Raw genomic sequence first — 18,838 nt, 5'->3', positions numbered from 1 at the left:
CGGCCGGAGCGAGCTGCTCAGCGGCCCCACTCGCCGTGCAGAAGCTCGCGCGTGACGCTCACCTGCTGGCGGATCTCGTGCGCGACGCGATCCTGAGTCACGGCGAGGCGGTACGCGGCCCGAAGGTCCGAGCCGTCGAGCGTCGCGCTGCTCGAGATGGCGGCATCCAACAGCCGACCCACCAGTGTCACCAGCTCCAACAACGGTTCCTTCAGGGGGTCGATCCCGCAGTCGGCGAGTCGCTCCGCGCGCATCTGGATGTCCTCGAGGTCGAGCGCAGTGAAGCCAGCCGACGTGCAGGGTCCCTGATTGAGTACTCGAGACGCGACGTCGACCAACTGGTCGAGCTCCCCGTCGATCTTTTCAAACCGAATGCGCCAGCTGTCTCGGCGACCGACCTTGGCCGCCTGCTCCACACGCTCGCGACGGGCTGCCGCGTCTCGATCACGCTGGTCTGCCAGCGCCGCCTCGGCGTGCATCCTCTCGACGGCTCGCTGGCGTCGTGCGAGTGCAACGGCTACGCCGATGCCCAGGATGCCGACCACGATCCCTGCGATTCCGATGACCCGCGGTCAGGTCAGTTGGGACAGGAACTTTTCCATCTCCGTGCCGACAGCGCCCAGGGCCTCGGTGTAAGCCCGCAGCGGTCCAGGCGGCCGCAAGTCATGGTTGGCGCCTTCGATGGACAGGACCGTCTTGCCCGTCCACGCCGCAGCGTCAGAAACCCAGGTCCGATCTCGGGTACCTCCGACGAGCAGGGCTGGCGCCGGGTTACGGGCGATCGCCTTGGTCACTGCATCGTCGTACAGAAGTGGCGTCAGCCAGATCGCCGGCAGTTGCCGCTCAGCCGCCAAACCGGCGGCGTATGTTCCGAGCGACTTGCCGATGATCACAGGTCTCATGCCGGGCTCCGCATCGGCGAGCCGGTGCAGTGCCGCCGAGACGTGCGCTCTGACGAAAGGCTCAGGCCCGATGTCCAGCAGCCCGTCTGGCACGGTCCATGTGATGGTCTCGATGGTGGCGCCGAGATCGGTGAGCGCTTCGCCTGCGAGGTGGAGCAACGGCGCCTGCGGGCCGTAACCGCGGCCTGGGACGATAATTCCAGCGGTCATCCGGAGACTGTAGCCGTTTTGCGCCGTTAGTACTGCAACGGCGGGTCGTAGCTTCGGGTGCTGATCATTCGTTGGTTGGTTGTGGTGGATGCGCGGGTGGTCGGGTCGTGGGATGCCGGGTTGGAGGAGTTGTTCTTCCGGTTCGCGCATCGGTTTGAGCGGGTGGAGCCGCGGCGGCGGGCATGGGCGTATGTGCGGGGGCTACTGGCACCGTTGGAGCGGCGTAACGGCTGGACCCTCGCGGAGCAGGCTGGGCATGTGTCGCCGGACGGGTTGCAGGGCATGCTGTGCAGCGCGGCGTGGGACCGGGACGCGGTCCGCGATGACGTGCGCGATTACGTGGTGGACCAGATCGGCGATGCGGCCGGGGTGCTCATCGCTGACGAGACGGGGTTCGTCAAGAAGGGCCGTGCGTCGGCGGGGGTCCAACGGCAGTATTCGGGTACGGCGGGCAAGACCGAGAACTGCCAGATCGGCACGTTCCTGTGCTACGCCACGCCGCGGGGTCGGGCGTTGATCGATCGGGAGTTGTACCTGCCGAAGTCGTGGACCGGTGATCGGGACCGGTGCCGGCGCTCGGCGATCCCGGACGCCGTCGGGTTCGCGACCAAGCCGCAGCAGGCGCAGGCCATGCTGGAGCGGGCGGTCACCGCGGGGGTGCCGTTTTCGTGGTTCACGGCCGATGAGGCCTACGGGCAGAACCCTGGCCTGCGGGGCTGGTTGGAGGATCGGGACATCGCGTACGTGATGGCCACCCGACGCGACGATCGGGTGCCCTCCGGGCTGCACACCACCACCGGTGTCGACGAGCTGATCGGCAGGGTGCGTGCGGGCGCGTGGCAACGACTGTCGTGTGGTGACGGCGCGCACGGGCCGCGCCGCTACGACTGGGCTCGGCTGCCGATCCGCCGCACCTTTGCCCACGGCCGCCGCGGCTGGGTCCTGGCCCGACGCTCGATCACGGATCCCGGCGACATCGCCTACTACGTCTGCTTCGGCCCCCGCGGCACCCGACTACGCGACCTGGTGCGGGTCGCCGGTAGCCGTTGGTCGGTGGAGGAATCGTTCCAGACCGCGAAGAACGAGGTCGGCCTGGACCAGTACCAGGTCCGCCGCTACGACGCCTGGTACGCCCACATCACCCTCGCGATGGCCGCCGCCGCGTTCCTCGTCGTCACCCGCGCCCTCGAAGCCGCAAAGGGGGCACCACCGCAAACGAGCGCAGCCAGATCCCGCTGAGCAGCAACGAAATCCGCCGCCTGTTCGCCCACCTCGTCCTGACCACCCGCCGTCGAGCCGACCACATCCTGCACTGGTCCGACTTCCGCCGTCGCCGCCAGGAACAAGCCCGAGCCGCCCACTACCGCAAACGACTCAAACCGCCATAAGTCACGACCCGCCGTTGCAGTATTAGCAGCCCTGCTGCACCTGTACGCAGGCAGAGGTCCGCCTACCTCCCCATGGCGGTGACGCGCCGCCGCACGTGAAGACATCCGACAAAACTGGATCATGACCACCGCAGGTACTCGCGTCCAGAGCAGGGCGGGCCTTTCGGCAGGCGAGGGTCTGACTGCGGGTGCCGAACCAGGACACACTGTGATCGATGCGGATCGTTGACCACGGGCGCCCACCTAGATCGGCATCGGTACTCTTAGCTTGTGATTAAACCTTTTGTGGCTTGTTGTGATTGGTCGTCGCGTTCTGGTGTTGGGTCTTGCCGACCGGCGGGTGTGGTCTGACGTGCTTGTTCCGGGAGCCTGGCGGGCGTCCTGGGCCTGGTCGGGTGGGTTTCGGTGCGCTGGTCGGCTGGGCGAGTTTCGGGTGGAGGTTCGGAAATCCGCGCCGGACGCGGGCCGGGGTCAGCCGTCCGGTTTTGGTCGGCGGACGCTCCCAGGGACGACGCAGGTCGGTGGCCAGATCGCGGGCCAACCGTAGTTGGGTGTGCGCGGCGATGATCAGCCAGGTCCACCGGTCGGCGGCTCGCGGATCCCGCAGCCGGGGCCGGGTCCATCCGAGGGTCTGCTTGAACAGCCTGAACGTGTGCTCCACATCGAAACGACGCAGGTGCGCCTGCCAGATTCGGTGCACCTCCGACGCGCTCAGCCCGGTCGCGCAGGCCCACAACCACACCGGTTTCGGATTGCGGTCACCGGGCAGCCGGTCCACGCACAGCCGGATGACGGTGCCCTCGATGATCGGTAGCGGTCCCGCATGCTCAGCCCACCCGCCACGGCGGGTCAGCCTCGGGTGGGTTCGGTCCCATGCGTCGGCGAACGCCGTACCGTAGCGGAGGGTCTCGGTGACCGTGGCCACGGCAGGGTCCGGATGATCTTCCGGTTGGTCGAGGTCGAGGACCTCGCCGTGCCGGGCCGGGCGTCCGACCCGCCCCGGCGCCGAAGCCGCGGCGGGTAGGTAGAGCACCCGGTCCGAACGCAGCCGCCCCACGAGATCCACAGGCAGGTCGCGCAGCAGCCAGGCCAGACGGGTCACGTCGTAGCCGGCGTCGAACACGATCAGCACCCTCGGGTCGCCGTCACACCACCGCCCGTGCTCACGAAGCCGGTTGACGACCTCCCGAACCTGCCCGGCGGTCACCTCGGTGGCATCCTCGATCGGCCCTATCCGCACCGCATCCAGCACCGCGGTCCAGGACGAACGCCCAGTCTCCAGCGCGGCGACAAACGAGTACGCCCAGCCCGGGATCATCTGCGCGGCGTTACGGCCACGGCCGTACACGTGACAGAACGAGCGCGCCTCCGCGGTCGCGGCGTCGGGCCGCAACCACGGGCTGACATCGACCGTCAGCACGATCCGGCCGTCGCGGTCACGTGGCAACGGCAGCCCGACCAGCGCCCGCCGCAACCGGTCCACCTCGACAACGCCGCTGTTCACCGCGTCGTACAACGCGCCGTGACCGCGACGATGCTCCGCCGCCAGTGACAACCCGACCAAGCTGGTGACCGGCCCGTCGGTGCACAACACCGAATCCGTGAGCTCGAACAACGCGTCCGCCCGGCGGCGCAGAGACCGGTAGAACTCCTGCCGGAACTCCGACAACTCCCCGAACGCGGCACGCCGACCGGCATCGTTCACACTGATCACCGCAGCCCTTGTTGCGTGATCATGGCTCCTTCGCAAGAACCATGATCACGCAAGGGCTGCCCCCATGATCAACCAGGGTCACATCGACAGACCCGGCAGGTTAAACGACAAGCTTAGGACATGACGGGATACTCCGGTGTGGCTCCAGGGTTTCGCGAGCTTTCCGCGCTGACCATCAGCAAGATCTCCGTGGGGCCTGGTGACAACAACTGCTACCTGCTGCGCTGTCGATCGACCGGCAAGCAGCTCATGATCGACGCGGCCAACGAGCCGGAAGTTCTGCTCGACTTCTGCGACCGTCGCCTCGACGCCGTCGTAACCACGCACCAACATTGGGATCACTGGGAGCACGCGCTTGCCGCAGTGGTCGATGCCACTGGCGCTACGACCTACACCGGAGAGCCCGACGCACCGGCTATCGCTGTCCCCACAGACATTCTGCTGCATGACGGCGACGTCATCACCTGCGGCGCGTTCGAGTTGCGGGTGATCCGGCTGACCGGTCACACCCCTGGCGGCGTCGCATTGCTGTTTGACGACCCGGACGGCCATCCCCATCTGTTCACCGGTGACTCGCTGTTCCCCGGCGGGGTGGGAAACACCTTCGGTGATCCCGACGCCTTCACCACCCTGTTCCAGGATGTCGAGGGCAAGATCTTCGACAAGTTGCCGGACGACACCTGGGTTTATCCGGGACACGGTGCAGACACCACGCTCGGCGCTGAACGGCCGTCGCTCCCCGAATGGCGGTCGCGCGGCTGGTAGACGCTGGAGAGCTTTCAAAGGCGGAAGCGACGCGGGGGTAGCCGGCAAGGGAACGAACGGGAATCGTTCGACAGATCCTCCGCGCGGCGGGCGTAGGACTGTATCTGTCGGGGGCGTGGTGGATGAACTTCAAAGTGCTCGGCAACCTGGAGGTATGGGCGTCCGCGCGCCGGCTCCCCGCGCTCCCGCCCCGGCAGGAGCGTTTCCTTGCGCGCTTACTGCTGAGCCCGAACACCCTCGTATCGATCGGTGCGCTTGCCGAGGCACTCTGGGACGGCGAACCGCCCGCCTCCGCGGAACGACAGGTGCAGAACACAGCGTCACAGTTGCGGCAGGCGTGGCTGGGCGCCGGGGTGGCCGCGGCTAAAGAGGTCCTTCGTACCGCCCGGGCCGGCTACTCCCTCGACGTGGACCTGGACCAGATCGACCTGTACCTCTTCCGCGACATGGTCACCCAAGCCAGCGCGCTCGCCGAGGCCAGTGATCTGCTGGCGGCCGTCGCGAGATTACGGCAAGCGCTGGGACTGTGGCGTGCTCCTGCCTTCGCCGGCATCGACAGCCGGGCCATCCAGGGGAACGCGCTGCTCATCAACGAGGAGCGGCCCGCGGTCTGGGAACACTGCATGCGCTTGGAGCTGCAGGCCGGCCTACACGGTCGGGTGGTGACGGAGCTTGCCGCGCTCGTCGCCGAGTTCCCGTTCCGCGAGCAGCTCACCGGGCTGTTCATGACAGCGCTGTACCGCACGGGCCGGCAGACGGACGCGCTGCATGCCTACCAGAAAGTGCGCACCCTGCTGAATGACGAGCTAGGCATCGACCCTGGCCCAGAGCTGCAGGAACTACACAAACGCATTCTGCAGAACGACCCGGCCTTGTTGGGCCCCGCGGCGTACGAGACGGTGGCGGCCGTCCCGCCGCCGGTCCTCTCCGCCGCCATGCCGCCGGTACCGAGGCAGATTCCTCCACCAGACGGCTCCTTCACAGGCCGGCACGACGCGCTGACACTGCTCGAGCAGCACTGCGGGCAGGCGCAGGTGCTCGTGGTGGCCGGCGCGGCGGGCATGGGCAAGACTTCACTCGTCGCGCGGTGGGCCCACCAGGCCCAGGAGCGCTTCCCGGACGGTCACATATTCCTCGACCTCCGCGGGCACAGCACGGATGCCAGCCGATCGCCGGGCGGCGTGCTCGCGCACATCCTGGAGAGCCTGAACCTGCCGCCGCAGAAGATACCCGCCACGCTGGAGAGACGGATCGCCCTGTACCGCTCGGCCATCGCCGACAAGAAGGCACTCATCGTCCTCGACAACGCTGGCACCATCGATCAGGTGTTGCCGGCCGTCCCGCCCGGCGGCGGCACGCAACTGGTCGTGACCAGCCGTAACAACATGGCGGCACTGCACACCCATTTGGCCGTCAAGGGCCTCGCGCTGGAAGGACTGAGCCGCGAAGAGAGCCGGTCGGTTCTCCTCGGCGCCACCGAGCCAGCGTCGGCGGCCGCCAGTCGGGCATTGGAACGCCTGCTCGATCTGTGCGGTGGGATGCCGCTGGCCTTGCGGATCCTCGCCGCGCGGTTGGTGGCGGAGACGTCCCTGACGGTCGAGGGCCTGGCTGCCGATCTCTCCCGGGGAGGTGCGTCGCTCGACGGGTTCGCCATCGACGGCGACGCGCGCAGTGTCCGCTCAGTGCTGGCGAACGCCTACGCGACCCTGTCAGCCGACGACGCCCGGCTCTTTCGCCTGCTCGCGGTCCACCCCGGCCGGCGGATGCGGCCGGAGCTGGTAGCGGCGCTCGCGGCGCTCCCGCTGTCTGTCGTGCAGCGAAGCCTCGACAACATGATCGCGCTGCACCTGGTCACCGAGACCGGCGATCGTTACCTGACTATGCATGACCTGGTCCGGTCCTTCGCCGCGGAGTGTCTCGAGGCGCGCGCCGGCGATGACCGGCCGGACCAGGCTGTAGATCGTCTCTTGGGCTGGTACCAGTCCGTGGCTGCTATGGCCAACGGCACGCTGCGGCCAGACCGTGACGCCTTCGCCGACTCGACCGCGCGGGTGGAGACGTTCATCGAGCCGTTCGCCGAGGACGTCGACGCCATCAGCTTCCTCGAGGAGGAGAGCGAGAACCTGGCGCCGATCACCACTGTCGCGGTCCGCCACGACATCGACCGGGCGGTGGAGCTGATCTACCACCTGCACAGCTACTTCGTGCGGTCAGGCTTCTCAACCGCCGACGTGGACGCTTGGATGCGTTGTGGGGCCGACGCCCACCGAATCGACCGGCCGCTCGTGCGCGCCCACCTCTACCATGCCCTCGGCGGCGCGCTCGCCGTCACTCATGACCTCGACGCCGCAGCCGGGCACCTGCGTCTGGCCACCGAGTTCTACGAGCGGGAAGGACACCCGGGCGGCGCGGCCGGCTCCCTGCTCGGCCTCGGCTTCGTCTACGAGACACAAGGTCGATACCGCGACGCGCTGACCGAGTACGAGCGGGCACTGCAACTTGCCCAGGCTGCGCAGAACACGACTCTCGTCGTGCACTCCCTCAACAACTCCGCCGACGCGCTGGTCGCCCTGGACGACATCGACGCCGGGCTCGAGCGGTTGAAGACCGGGCGCGAGCTTGCTGGGCAAGGCGGCCTGCGGCACCACGAGGCCGCGATTCTGAGCAGCATCGGCGCGCTGTTCGTTCGCAAGCGCGCCTATGCCGAAGCGTTGGAGTACCTGCATGAGGGACTCGCCATGATGCGGCGATCCGGTTTCCGTACCGCCGAGGCGGACACCCTAGTCCGTATTGGTCATGCGGTCCTGGGCTCCGGCAACCGCACCGACGCTGTCGCGTGGTTCCGGCAGGCGCAGAAGGTCTACCGCCAGAACAACGACGCCACAGGCGAGGCAGACATGGCGCGACTGATCGGCGACCTGGCCGACAGCCCTCAGACGGCGTGAATCTCGCACCTGGGCGACTCCGACGCAGTTGCTGCCTCCTGGGTAAACATTGTTTCCCCAGCTCAACGGCGGTGGATGAAAGTTGGATGACGGTGCGATGCAAGCTCCGTGGAAGCTGATCGCAGCCGGAGCGAAGGGATCAGTACGCAGGGCACGGGGGTCGTGATCCGCTCATCACCGGCGCAACTGAAGGGAGAGCCAGCATGGAGCAGGTTGCGGAGATCATCGAGGTCATCGAGACCCTCGAAGAGACCGACGAGGGCCTGGACGCCCTGGCGTCCGTGCAGGCCGGAGAGACCTGGGTCTGACCGGTCAGACCCGGGAACGGAAGGTGTCAACCTTTTTGGGGCGGTCGGTTCAGGGGTTCGTTGACTGAGTCGTGGTGTCCTCGGGCTTGTTGATCCACGCGGTGGTGGGCAGGGCGGGTGGTTGCGGGATGCCGCGGACGAATCGTTCGGGGTTGCGGGTGTAGGCGGCGGTCAGGACGTCGGCGCGGACATCGCGGACCTGCCGGGCGTGGCCGTGGTGGACGTCGTGTGGGGTGTGCCAGCCGATGCCGGAGTGCCGGTGGATGGTGTTGTACCAGGTGAAGAAGGCGCGGCAGTGAGCTCGGGCGTCCTGGACGCTGCCGAAGCGGTCGGGGAAGTCGGGCCGGTACTTCAGGGTCTTGAACTGGGCCTCGGAGAACGGGTTGTCGTTGCTGCACCTGGGCCGGGAGTGGGACTTGGTCACGCCGAGGTCGGCCATCATCTGCGCGACCGTCTTGGACGCCATTGAGGTGCCGCGGTCGGCGTGGATGGTCAACTGCTCACGCGCGACGCCCTGCTTGGTGATCGCGTCGGACAGCAGCCGTTCGGCCAGGGCGGCGTCCTCGCGCTCGGCGAGCAGCCACGCGACGGTGTAACGGCTGTAGATGTCGATCACGCTGTAGAGGTGGTAGAAGTCCCGCTTGGCCGGGCCGCGCAGCTTGGTGATGTCCCACGACCACACGCGATTGGGGGCGTCGGCGATCAGTTCGGGCTTGACCTTCGGCGGGTGCACCGCGTGACGGCGGCGCTCCCTGACTTCGCCGTGGGCACGCAGGATCCGGTACATGCTCGACACCGACGCCACGTACACGCCCTCGTCGAGGAGGGTGTGGTAGACGGCCGCGGGGGCCATGTCGGCGAAGTCCGGGCTGTTGAGCAACGCCCGGACGCTGTCACGCTCGGCCGCGCTCAGGGCACGTGGCTGCGGCCTGGGTTCACGCCCCGGCCGCGGTGGCGCAGGCGTCTGGCGGTGCCGGCGGTAATGGTTGGCCTGCGGCCGGCCGGTGGCTCGGCACGCCGCCCGGATGCCGATCAGCGACGTCAGTTCGGTGATCGCAGCGTCGATCATGGTGTCGGCTCGCTCCCGCTGTGCTGGCTGTCGGTCGCGAGTTGCCCCAACAGCGCGGAGAGTTTTCCCTGCACCTCGATCACCTTGCGGGCCTTGTCCAACTCGGCGCGCAGCCGCTCGTTGTCTGCCCGCAACCGGGCTGCCTCCAGCACCGCCGGATCGGTCTTCGGCCGCCCGGCCGGCTTGGCCAGGGCCTCGCGGGCGCCGGCGTCACGCTGATGCTTCCACGCCGCGAGCAGCGACGTGTACAGGCCTTCCCGACGAAGCAGGGCGCCCTTGCCGGCCTTATCGAGGGTCTCGTACTCGGCCAGGATCCGCGCCTTGTACGCGGCGGTGTATGTCCTTGTTCGGGGCTTTGCTGGTACCTCGGGGTCGGGCACCGGGTGATGCGATGTCACGGGGGTGGATCTCCTTGCACGCCCTCACGGGTCAGAGTTTCAGCAGGTCAACCTGCCTTCCCCAAGGATGACACAGAGGGGGCTGCGGCTGGCGGACCAGACAACGATCCTGCAGCACACCCTGTGCCTCGACGACGCGCAGTGGTCGCTGTCGGCAGCCAACTGCTCCCTCACCGCGCTGGTGAACCGGGGCCAAGGCCCCTCCTGGCTCGTGGCGAAGGAAACCATCCAATGGGTCGACGGTCGCCGCGACGTGCTGGAGATGACCGAATACGTAGCGGACATGAAGGCCCTGTCCAGCGCCGACGTGCTCGCCGGACGGCCCGGGCAGCACCTGTCGCGAAGGGTCCACACCCTCAGTGACATCCGAGTGTTCGGATACCTAGCCCAGCGGCGCACCAAGGCCGCTCTGCTCACCGATCAGCTGACGACGCTCGCCCTCAGCTGCGATGCCGTCGAACTGCGGGACGCCACATCAAAGCTCGTGAACACCTTCGCGGTCGTGGAAGTCGAGGTGAACCAGGCGAGCCGCATCGACCTGGACGTGCTGGCCGGCGTAGCCGACAAGTTCTCTGCTCACTTCGGTCGTCCGCCCGCGCAGACGACGAAACCGCAGCTCGCCGCTGCCAGCCTCGGATGGAGCGGGTTACGTGACAACTGACAGCCCCCCAGTCACTACCGAAGCCCCCGCACACACGCCCGGACCATGGCAGGCATGGCGCCTCCTGCTGCTCGCGAACGCATGCTCCCTGATCGGCAACTACGTCCAAAACCTCGCCCTTCCGCTGTGGGTGCTGGCGGTGACCGGGTCATACACAGCAGCCGGCATCACCTTCGCCGTCGGCACCCTGCCGGAACGTGTCAAGGGATTGAGGCCAACGGGAGTTAAGCGGCTTGTCGTTGTGGCTCGGGCTTGTTGATCCAGACCTGTCCGGGCAGGTCGAGGATTTTGGGCAGGGGCCGGGTGGTGCCGAACCGTTCCGGGTGCGCCGTGCGGGCTGCGGCGAGGGTGTCCTCGCGGTTGGCGCGGACGGTGTGGTGACGGTCGTGGTGGACGTCGGCGGGGGTGTGTAGGCCGATCCCGGAGTGCCGGTGGGCGTGGTTGTACCAGGTCACGAAGTCGTTCATGAACGCTCGCGCCTGGGCGAGGGACGCGAATCGGTCCGGGAAGACCGGCGCGTACTTCAACGTCTTGAACCAGGCCTCGCTGTACGGGTTGTCGTTGGACACCTTCGGCCGGGAGTGCGAGCGGGTCACGTCGAGGTCTTCGAGCAGGTCAGCCACCGATTTCGACGTCATCGACGTGCCGCGGTCGGCGTGCACGACGTGCGGGACGCCATGGACACCGAACACCTCGCGCATCATCGACTCCGCGAGGGGGCCGGACTCGCGGGCGTGCACACGGGCACCGACGATGTACCGGGAGTAGATGTCGATCATCACGTAGGCGTCGTAGTAGACGCCCTTCGCAGGTCCGGCCAACTTCGTGATGTCCCAGCTGTAGACCTGCCGCGGGGCGTCAGCGACCAGCTCGGGACGCCGGCGGGCCGGGTGCCGGGCCAGCCTGCGCCGCTCGCGCGCCTGTGCGTGCTCGCGCAGAACCCGATACATAGTGGCGATCGAACCGACGTACACGCCCTGGTCCAGCAGCGCCGCGTAGATCTGGGCCGGGGCCGCGTCGACGAACTCCGCACTGTTCACCAGGCGCAGGACCTGCTCACGTTCGGCCGGGGTGAGCGCGTTCGCCGGTGTCCGCCGCACCGGCGCCGCCCGTGTCGGCCGCCGCCGGTCCCGGTCCGCGCTGGACCGGGCGATCCCGGTCAACCGCTTCGCGTCCCGCGTCGTGATCCTCGCACTGGTCAGCTCGTGATAGGCGGCCATCAGCGCCTGCCGAGCCCGAACACGTCCGGACCGTCCGGCTCGCTCCTGGAGATGTCCTCCAAGAGCTCTCGCGCTTTTCCCATGATCGTCAACGCCGTCTCGGTCCGCGCCAGCTTCGCCTGCGCCAGCTCCAGCTCACGCCGCAACCGGGCGATCTCGGCCTGCTCCACCGACGGCCTCCCGACCGTCTCACCCGCCGGCTTGCCCTGCAACAGCCCGGCATCACGGGCCCGGCGCCACTCCGACATCAACGACGAGTACAAACCCTCACGCCGCAGGAACGCACCACCCTCACCAGCCGCGACGGCCTGCTCATACCCGGCCAGCAACTCCAACTTCTGCCCCGGCGTGAACGACCGACGTGCCCGCGGCCCGCCTGAACGCGGACCCTTCTTGCCACTCATGACCCCATCCTGGGCCGTCACGACGTCAACAGCAGCATCCAACGCTTCTCGATCCTGAACTCGCCCTGTCCGGCGGACTTGCTATGAACCGCTGGCCTCAACTCACCCTGGCAGACAGGGTGCCGGTGGTCGTCTGTGCGCCCCTCGCCGGCCGGATCGTCGACCGGTTCAACCGGCGGCTGGTCTTCATCACCTGCGAGTTGCTCTGCGCGCTTCTGGTATTGGTCCTCATCGGGGCGGTACGCGCCGAGAACCTCACCGTCGTCTACATCGTCGTGGCGCTCCTCAAGGCTGTGGGCAGCGCATCCATTCCCGCCGTGCAAGCAATGCTCAAGGAGCGGTTGGCCGGCGACGACGTCCGACCGGTGATCGCCTTGTTCGAGGTCGTCTTCGGCGCGACCATGAGCCTCGGCCCGCTGATCGGCGCCGCGCTCTCCGCCGGGGTCGGCATCGAAGCAGCGTTGTGGGTCAACCTCGCCTCGTTCGTCGTGGCGGGACTCCTGGCGACCTTGCTGCGTCCGTCACCGACCGAGACCGCGCGTCGCACGGCGGCGCCCACGGGTGACCGGCCGGCGACACGGCTGGAGCCCGTGCGATGGAGGGCTATCGACCCGAAACTACGTCGGGTCGCGCTCGCCGAGGCGGCGTACTTCCTATTCCTCGGCTCGGAGGTAGTCATCGCCCTGGCGGTGTTCGAACAATCGGTCGGCATCGCGGCGGCCGCCGTGTACCAGACGTTGGCCGGCATCGGCTGGATCGCCGCCTCCTCGTTGATCGTGCGTCGATCTACACGCCAACCACTCGTACTGTGGGCGGGGGCGGCGGTGTCCGCCGTGGCAGCCGCCGCACTCGTCCTCAGCGGCCAATCGTGGAGCTGGGCCGCGGTTGTCGTGGTGGGCCTTCTCGGCGGCGCCGGCAACGTGATGATCGCCGGCGCAGCGACCGTGGTCTACCAGTCCTTGACGTCCAACGACGTCATCGGCCGTGTCTTCGCGTTCCGCCGCGCGGTGCTGAACCTCCTGATGACCGTGTCATACGTGGCCATCCCCTTCGTCGGAGACCTAACCGCCCGCCCTGCTCTGATCCTGCTCGTCGCCGGAGCCGCGAACTTGGTGATCACCACGTTACTGTTGCTGCCCCGGCACAGCCCCAGCCCCGAACGGCAGCGATGACTAGCTTCGTATCCCTGGGCCGGGTGGCTGGCGCGCCGCCCTCCCCCCGTACGGTGCGGCGGATCCCGTGGGGGACAGGCACCGAGCCGCCGGACGCGCCCGGCCTGACCGCCCTGACCTGCGCCGCCCTCTTCGGGAGGGACGCATACCGGGTCGGCCATCGCAGCACCGCGGTCAGCCTGCCGACAGACGCCACCCCCCGCCTGCTCGACCAGCGGCTGAGCAGCGCTCACCTCGACACTCTCCGGCGGGCGCTCGTCACGCAGCGGGCCCAACAGATGAGTGACCGCGGCCGACTGCTCCAACGGGCACTTCACCTAGCGGCCTGGGGCGAAGCCTGCGTGGCTGCGCTTCCGACCGCCGCCGCGGCGACCGTGATCACCGACCAGCAGATCATCGACTGCGCCCGCGACGTCATGGGCTTCCTCCGCACCGACGCAGGTCAAAACAGCCACCCGGATCCGCTGCCCTGGCGCGGAGGGCTGTACTACGGCGCCCGCAACCAGCATCGACTCGCCATAGGGGTACAAATCCCCTGGCCCGACGGACGAGGCGGCGCAGACTCTGCCCCGCTCGCCGCCGCGTATCTGGGTAGAGTCGGCACGCCTGGCGTTCTGGTCCAGATGCTCGCAGGGCGTCAGATTCCGTACTACGCCGCTGCGGCGATGCCTCTTCAGGAGCACGGCGTCGCCTGTCTCAGCATCGGCCTCAGCACGGTGGCCGCCCACGTGGTGGCGCTCGTCGACACCGTGCGACACGTGATGCGTGGCATCCATGATGCGGGGATCCCCGAGGCGCAGTTGCCCTACCTGCGGCAGAGCGTCGCGCTGCACGCAGCGATCCATTCCTCACCCGATCCGCCCCCGCCGCCACCCGGCGATTCCGTCGCGCTCGCCGACCGCGGCGTTCCAGCCGTCGCCGTGGTAGGCCACCTGCCTGAATCCACTCTGACGCAGCTACGCGAGGCCGTTCATGGATGGTGAGATCCTCCAGCTGCCAGGGCCGGCCGGTGCGGTGATCGTGGCGCATCGACCGGAATCCTCGACGACCTCCCTGGTCGCCACCTACGCGCGCGGCTTCGGCCACGACCCCGCAGACACGCCAGGAGTGGCCCACCTGCACGAACACCTGTACCTGGCGACCCTGCGCTCGGTCATGACCGCGCCCATCGTGGCGCACGCCCAAACCCATGCGGACACGATGAAGGTCTCGGCCACCGTACTGACAGAGGCCAGCTCAGATCTGGTCACGGCGCTGACTACCGCCTCCCAGCTGCTCGCCGCAGGAAGAATCGATGACGACGTCCGGCTACGCGAGTGCCGAGCAATCGATGTCGAACTGTCCGAGTGGTTCGGTAACCCGCTGCTCGTCACCGGGCACAAGCTCGCCGCACTAGCAACCCAGCGACACCAACTGGCCCGGTTCGACGAGTGCCGCATCGGTGGCAGCTCCGCCATAACAGCGCAGGATCTGCGAGCGCATGCAGCCCGGCACGAAGCGATCTACCCCGAGCGGCTGGTGATCGTCGGTTCCCGGCCGGCGGAAGAGTGGCTGCCCGTGGCGGACACTGTCAGGGCACCCAGCTTCGCACCCGATCCGACTACGAACGCACCCGCAGATGAGCCCGCCACCCCTCGATCGGACTTGTCCGGCTCTGACACTCGTGTATACGTCGGCATCCCGCTCCACCCGGGCACCCCGGGAAACGCCGAGGCAGCACAGCTCGCCGCCCAGATCCTGCTGCACGAGCGAGGCCCACTCGCCGAAGTAGGCAAGCGTGTGGGGGCCCGGTTCCGGGGAGGCTCGGTCGTTCCCGGAGCAGGCCGTGTCGTTGTCACCGGCAGCTGGCTCGTCGAGGACGCACGGCAGCGGGAAGCGATCGGCATCGCGATGAGCCAGCACAGCGGGCAAGCGGCACCGGCGTTGATCGCGACACAGGCGGCGGCTCTACCGGAGCGACGTAGCGCCGCGGTGACCAACCCCGCAACGCTTGCCGCCACGGTCGATGCCTGGCAATCCGGTTATGGCATCGACCCGACTGCCACCAGCACACCCTGTGCGGACATGATCGACCGCTGCGTCCGCACCGGCTGGAACCAGGCCGTGCTCGTCGGAGCCAACCCGGCGCGCAGCGGGCCGTTCTGACCCCGTGCGGACGCTGCCGCCGACACCCCCGTGTGGCTGGCCACGCTGCCAGATGACGGGCCCACTGGCGGCCTCTTCCACGAGCGCCAGCCATTGCCCATGGTGAGGCCACGGACATGGCGCCCTGCCCTGGAGCACCTGCACCGCAACGCTCCACTGCGCTTCGGTCTACTGGATTCGGCCGGCGCCTCAGGCGTGGCCTAGCTGCTAGCTGGCGTGGTCGCCGCCGCCCACCCTGCCGCCAGAGCCCTGCCCGGAGAGTTGCGTGGGACCAGACAGCGTGGCGCCAGGCCCGATTCGAGTAGCCCGAAACGCAAACGATCATGGAGGGTCGGGCTACCTGCCGGCGCCGACGGCGGCGAGCGCCCACGACTTGCGACATGTCGAACCGGATCGTCCGCACGCGTTATCGGGGGGCGATTCAAAACCACATCGATGCACATGAGGCCCTGACCGGCATTCCTGCTGGTCAGGGCCTCCCTTTGAGCCGCCTGACGGAATCGAACCGTCGACCTACGCATTACGAGTGCGTCGCTCTAGCCGACTGAGCTAAGGCGGCAACGATCGCAAAGTGTACGCCACCCCACCCGGCCCGCCGAACAGGATCCCCGCCGTCGCACGACCTGGGCATACGTCACCCCGACCGTTCACCGGACAGCGCTGCCGGCCGACCCGCGCTACGCTCCGGCAGATGACGGACGATCATCCCTCCGGATCGCCGGACCATCAGTTCACGCCGCCCGGGGGCGCGACCACCCCACCGGCCGACGGCCTGCACGCGAGTGAGGCGGCCGGTGGCCGGCCCGCCCGCCGACCGGCCAGCACGGACCCACGCGAGTTGGGCTTCACCCCGCGCAAGCCGGTGCCGTGGCTCGCGCCGTTGCTGCTGATCAGCACCGGAATCCGTACGCTGCTGGCGATGCTGTTCGGGGCGTACCTGGACAAGCGGGAACTGCAGAACGCCCTCGACGCGAGGATTGCCCGGCAGGTCGGGCCGGACGGCGGTCTCTGGCTGGACTACGTCGCCGACCTGGGTGACGGCTTCGACGCCACGTACTCGGTCGCGTACCTGCTCGCCCAGCGCGAGCTGGTCGTGGACGGACATCGCCTGCCCCGCGCACAGACCCTCGTCATGGGGGGCGACCAGGTCTACCCGTCCGCGGCGTTCGAGGCATACGAGGACCGGTGCAAGGGGCCCTACCAGGCGGCACTGCCGGTCGCCCCGCCGGAGCGGCCGACGCTGTTCGCGGTTCCCGGAAACCACGACTGGTACGACGGCCTCACCGCGTTCCTGCGCCTGTTCGTCCGGTCTCGGGACCGGCACTTCGGCGGTTGGGGCACCGGTCAGTCCCGGTCGTATTTCGCGGTGCAGTTGCCGGCCGGCTGGTGGCTGCTCGGCCTGGACGACCAGTCCGGTTCGTACCTGGACGACCCGCAGCTCACCTACTTCGACGCGGTGGCGGAACGGCTGGGGCCCGAGAGCCGGGTGATCGTGGCCGTGCCGGCGCCGGTGTGGGTCAAGGCGGTCGACCACCCCACCGCGTACGACTCGGTCGACTATTTCATGCGTACCATCGTCGCCCCGACCGGAGCGCAGGTGAAGCTGCTCATCTCGGGCGACCTGCACCACTACGCCCGGTACGGCGGACCCAACCGCCAGTTGATCACCTGTGGTGGTGGCGGCGCGTATCTGTACCCCACGCACAAGCTGCCGGAGCGGATCCAGGTCCCGCCGGAGGACACCCTGGCGCGGCGGGCCAGTGCCGCCCGGACGTACGAGCTGGCCGGCCGCTACCCGGACGCCGCGCGTTCCCGGCGGTACGCCTGGGGCATCTTCCCCCGGCTGCCGCTGCGTAACCCGGGCTTCATCACGCTGCTCGGCAGCCTGCACGCATTGCTGATGCTGGCGGTGGTCGGGGTCGCCACCAACCGGGGTGGCACCGAGCAGCGGCTGCTCAGTGTGCCCCTGGTGGCGATGCTGCTGGTGGTGCTGCTCGGGGCGGCGTTCTTCGCCAAGCCGCTCAGTTCCGGGGGCAAGCGACACGTCCGGCGCTGGATTTTCGGCGTGGGGCACGGCGTGGCGCACGTCGGGTTGGCGCTGGTGGGCTCGTGGGCCTGGCTGGCGTTGCCGTTCCACGACTGGCCCTGGCCGCTGCCGGCGGTCGCCGCGGTGGTGCTGTACGGCCCGGTGAGCGGCTTGGTGGCGAGCCAACTGGTGGCTGCCTACCTGTTGGTCGCCAGCGTGTTCGGGGTGAATGTCAACGAACTCTTCGCCGGCCAGGGCATTCAGGACTCGAAGGCCTTCCTCCGTCTGCGGATAGATCCGGCCGGGACCCTCACCATCTACGCAATCGGGATCGACCGGGTAGCCCGGGCCTGGCGGATCAACCCCGACCGGTCTCCCGTATCCTCCTGGCTGGCTCCGGCTACCCCGTTGATCCCCCGCCTGGTCGAACCCCCGGTCACCATTCGCTGACCTGAGCCACGTTGATTCATGACGGGCCACTGTCGTAGGCCCGGCGTGATCCACAGACCTCGGACAGGGAGCATCTGCTGATGCCCCCGCCGGAGAGCTGCCGAACAGTCACTGTCTCGCTCGGGGGGTGCCGGGACACCACCTTCGCTGTCCCCTCTGGCGTCTCGACTCGCTCGCCCGAGCCGGGATAGGTGCTGCTCTCGCTATACAGCGGATGCTCGTACTTCAGACAGCACATCAACCGGCCGCACGCACCGGAGATGCGCAGCGGGTTGAGCGGCAGGTCCTGGTCCTTTGCCATCCGGATGGTCACCGGCTCGAAGTCGGTGAGGAAAGTGGCGCAGCACAGGTCCCGGCCACAGGAGCCGATGCCGCCCTGCACTCGCGCCGAGTCTCGCGCGGAGAGCTGCCGAAGCTCGACCCGGCAGTGCAGCGTCGCCCCGAGATCCCGGACCAGTGACCGGAAGTCGACCCGGTGCGGGGCCGTGAAGTAGATCGTGCTCCGCTCGCCGCTGCCCTGGGCACTGGCTGGAACGTGGTCAACGGCGACCACCTTCATCGGGAGTCCGTGCTCCCGGATCAGGCGCTTCGCCGCGACCTTCGCCTCCGCCTTGCGCCGCCGCAGCGCCTCGTCGCGGCGCAGGTCGCCCTCCTGCGCCAGCCCGGCCAACCGGGGAAATCCGTCGGTGTCCTCGGACACCCACTGTGCGGCCCAGACGCACTCCGCCACCTCGGGTCCCTCGTCGGTGGGAACCAGCACCTTGTCCCCGACCTGCGGCCGGAGTTCACCCGGATCCAGGTAGTAGAGGCGCCCGTACCGGTGGAAGCTGACCGCGCAGAGCATGCCCATGCCCCTCACCCTACGTCGCCGGGCCACCCCCGGCAGTTCCGCCGTCATGGGACGACCACACCGCGCAGCCATCCAGGTCGATCGAAACGTTCGGGTGGCTCGTCCCGCCGGGCCGATGCCCCTCGCCCGGATGGCTGATTCGGCCGCGTTCGACGGGACAAACACCGGCGCGGGGCGTTGAGTGGAGACAGGCCTGCGGGGGGTGCAGGGA

Annotated in this window: 14 protein-coding genes and 1 tRNA gene; 8 read left to right on the top strand and 7 right to left on the bottom strand. The window is 68.4% G+C overall.

Annotated elements, in window-relative coordinates:
- Positions 1–17 precede the first annotated feature (17 nt).
- Together QTQ03_RS22235 and QTQ03_RS22230 are read right to left on the bottom strand one after the other, a co-directional pair.
- Complete coding sequence (locus tag QTQ03_RS22235) at positions 18–545, bottom strand: hypothetical protein (RefSeq protein WP_289279714.1); 528 nt, start codon at positions 543–545, stop codon at positions 18–20.
- Between the two features lie 27 nt (positions 546–572).
- Positions 573–1,112: an alpha/beta fold hydrolase gene (locus QTQ03_RS22230; RefSeq protein WP_289279713.1), complete on the bottom strand. Its 540-nt coding sequence runs from the start codon at positions 1,110–1,112 to the stop codon at positions 573–575.
- Between the two features lie 96 nt (positions 1,113–1,208).
- Between QTQ03_RS22230 and QTQ03_RS22225 the strand changes: the two genes are divergently transcribed.
- Positions 1,209–2,351 (top strand): IS701 family transposase, encoded by a 1,143-nt coding sequence (locus QTQ03_RS22225; protein ID WP_289279559.1) that lies wholly within the window; start codon positions 1,209–1,211, stop codon positions 2,349–2,351.
- A gap of 423 nt (positions 2,352–2,774) precedes the next feature.
- Here QTQ03_RS22225 and QTQ03_RS22220 read toward each other — a convergent pair whose 3' ends face one another.
- Positions 2,775–4,214, bottom strand: coding sequence for an NF041680 family putative transposase (locus QTQ03_RS22220; RefSeq protein WP_353890608.1), 1,440 nt, complete (start codon positions 4,212–4,214; stop codon positions 2,775–2,777).
- A gap of 120 nt (positions 4,215–4,334) precedes the next feature.
- Between QTQ03_RS22220 and QTQ03_RS22215 the strand changes: the two genes are divergently transcribed.
- A complete protein-coding gene (locus QTQ03_RS22215) occupies positions 4,335–4,979 on the top strand; it encodes an MBL fold metallo-hydrolase (protein WP_289279711.1) in 645 nt (214 codons plus the stop codon).
- A 134-nt stretch (positions 4,980–5,113) separates the two neighbouring features.
- Positions 5,114–7,924, top strand: coding sequence for an AfsR/SARP family transcriptional regulator (locus tag QTQ03_RS22210; RefSeq protein ID WP_289279710.1), 2,811 nt, complete (start codon positions 5,114–5,116; stop codon positions 7,922–7,924).
- 357 nt (positions 7,925–8,281) lie between these two features.
- On the opposite strand, the gene QTQ03_RS22205 is transcribed toward QTQ03_RS22210, so the two are convergent.
- A protein-coding gene (locus tag QTQ03_RS22205) for an IS3 family transposase (protein WP_502889743.1) occupies positions 8,282–9,699 on the bottom strand; the annotation gives its coding sequence in 2 pieces (ribosomal slippage) (positions 8,282–9,369 and positions 9,369–9,699; 1,419 coding nt in all).
- A 67-nt stretch (positions 9,700–9,766) separates the two neighbouring features.
- On the opposite strand from QTQ03_RS22205, the gene QTQ03_RS22200 reads away from it, so the two are divergent.
- Complete coding sequence (locus QTQ03_RS22200; RefSeq protein ID WP_289279709.1) at positions 9,767–10,360, top strand: hypothetical protein; 594 nt, start codon at positions 9,767–9,769, stop codon at positions 10,358–10,360.
- A 224-nt stretch (positions 10,361–10,584) separates the two neighbouring features.
- Here QTQ03_RS22200 and QTQ03_RS22195 read toward each other — a convergent pair.
- Positions 10,585–11,984 (bottom strand): IS3 family transposase gene (locus QTQ03_RS22195; RefSeq protein ID WP_502889737.1). Its coding sequence is split into 2 segments (ribosomal slippage): positions 10,585–11,651 and positions 11,651–11,984, totalling 1,401 coding nucleotides; the frame shifts between segments, so codons are not numbered across the junction.
- 83 nt (positions 11,985–12,067) lie between these two features.
- Here QTQ03_RS22195 and QTQ03_RS22190 point away from each other — a divergent pair.
- Genes QTQ03_RS22190 through QTQ03_RS22180 form a run of 3 tightly spaced genes read left to right on the top strand, consistent with a single transcriptional unit; the run spans position 12,068 to position 15,301 of the window.
- Complete coding sequence (locus QTQ03_RS22190) at positions 12,068–13,156, top strand: MFS transporter (protein ID WP_289279708.1); 1,089 nt, start codon at positions 12,068–12,070, stop codon at positions 13,154–13,156.
- Positions 13,153–14,139 carry a hypothetical protein gene (locus QTQ03_RS22185; protein ID WP_289279707.1) on the top strand — a complete coding sequence of 329 codons (987 nt, stop codon included), beginning with the start codon at positions 13,153–13,155 and terminating at the stop codon, positions 14,137–14,139. The genes QTQ03_RS22190 and QTQ03_RS22185 overlap by 4 nt, the downstream gene beginning before the upstream one ends.
- Positions 14,129–15,301, top strand: a complete 1,173-nt coding sequence (locus QTQ03_RS22180) for a peptidase M16 family protein (protein WP_289279706.1) — start codon at positions 14,129–14,131, stop codon at positions 15,299–15,301. The genes QTQ03_RS22185 and QTQ03_RS22180 overlap by 11 nt, the downstream gene beginning before the upstream one ends.
- Positions 15,302–15,786: 485 nt before the next feature.
- Here QTQ03_RS22180 and QTQ03_RS22170 read toward each other — a convergent pair.
- Positions 15,787–15,860: transfer RNA gene (locus tag QTQ03_RS22170), tRNA-Thr, on the bottom strand.
- Between the two features lie 132 nt (positions 15,861–15,992).
- Between QTQ03_RS22170 and QTQ03_RS22165 the strand changes: the two genes are divergently transcribed.
- Complete coding sequence (locus tag QTQ03_RS22165) at positions 15,993–17,777, top strand: metallophosphoesterase family protein (protein WP_289279705.1); 1,785 nt, start codon at positions 15,993–15,995, stop codon at positions 17,775–17,777.
- A 16-nt stretch (positions 17,778–17,793) separates the two neighbouring features.
- On the opposite strand, the gene QTQ03_RS22160 is transcribed toward QTQ03_RS22165, so the two are convergent.
- Positions 17,794–18,627, bottom strand: coding sequence for a PSP1 domain-containing protein (locus tag QTQ03_RS22160; RefSeq protein ID WP_289279704.1), 834 nt, complete (start codon positions 18,625–18,627; stop codon positions 17,794–17,796).
- Positions 18,628–18,838 lie beyond the last annotated feature (211 nt).

Source organism: Micromonospora sp. WMMA1363, from assembly GCF_030345795.1.
Taxonomy (GTDB): Bacteria; Actinomycetota; Actinomycetes; order Mycobacteriales; family Micromonosporaceae; genus Micromonospora.
The sequence above is the reverse complement of the archived record's forward strand: the minus strand, read 5'-3'. Positions and strand labels throughout refer to the sequence as shown.

What these genes read in the sequence shown, in the direction of transcription:
- QTQ03_RS22185 (WP_289279707.1), top strand. Translation starts at nt 13,153, where the DNA reads ATGACTAGCTTCGTATCCCTGGGCCGGGTGGCTGGCGCGCCGCCCTCC.
- QTQ03_RS22190 (WP_289279708.1), top strand. Translation starts at nt 12,068, where the DNA reads ATGAACCGCTGGCCTCAACTCACCCTGGCAGACAGGGTGCCGGTGGTC.
- QTQ03_RS22165 (WP_289279705.1), top strand. Translation starts at nt 15,993, where the DNA reads ATGACGGACGATCATCCCTCCGGATCGCCGGACCATCAGTTCACGCCG.
- QTQ03_RS22230 (WP_289279713.1), bottom strand. Translation starts at nt 1,112, where the DNA reads ATGACCGCTGGAATTATCGTCCCAGGCCGCGGTTACGGCCCGCAGGCG.
- QTQ03_RS22160 (WP_289279704.1), bottom strand. Translation starts at nt 18,627, where the DNA reads ATGGGCATGCTCTGCGCGGTCAGCTTCCACCGGTACGGGCGCCTCTAC.
- QTQ03_RS22215 (WP_289279711.1), top strand. Translation starts at nt 4,335, where the DNA reads ATGACGGGATACTCCGGTGTGGCTCCAGGGTTTCGCGAGCTTTCCGCG.
- QTQ03_RS22200 (WP_289279709.1), top strand. Translation starts at nt 9,767, where the DNA reads ATGACACAGAGGGGGCTGCGGCTGGCGGACCAGACAACGATCCTGCAG.
- QTQ03_RS22180 (WP_289279706.1), top strand. Translation starts at nt 14,129, where the DNA reads ATGGATGGTGAGATCCTCCAGCTGCCAGGGCCGGCCGGTGCGGTGATC.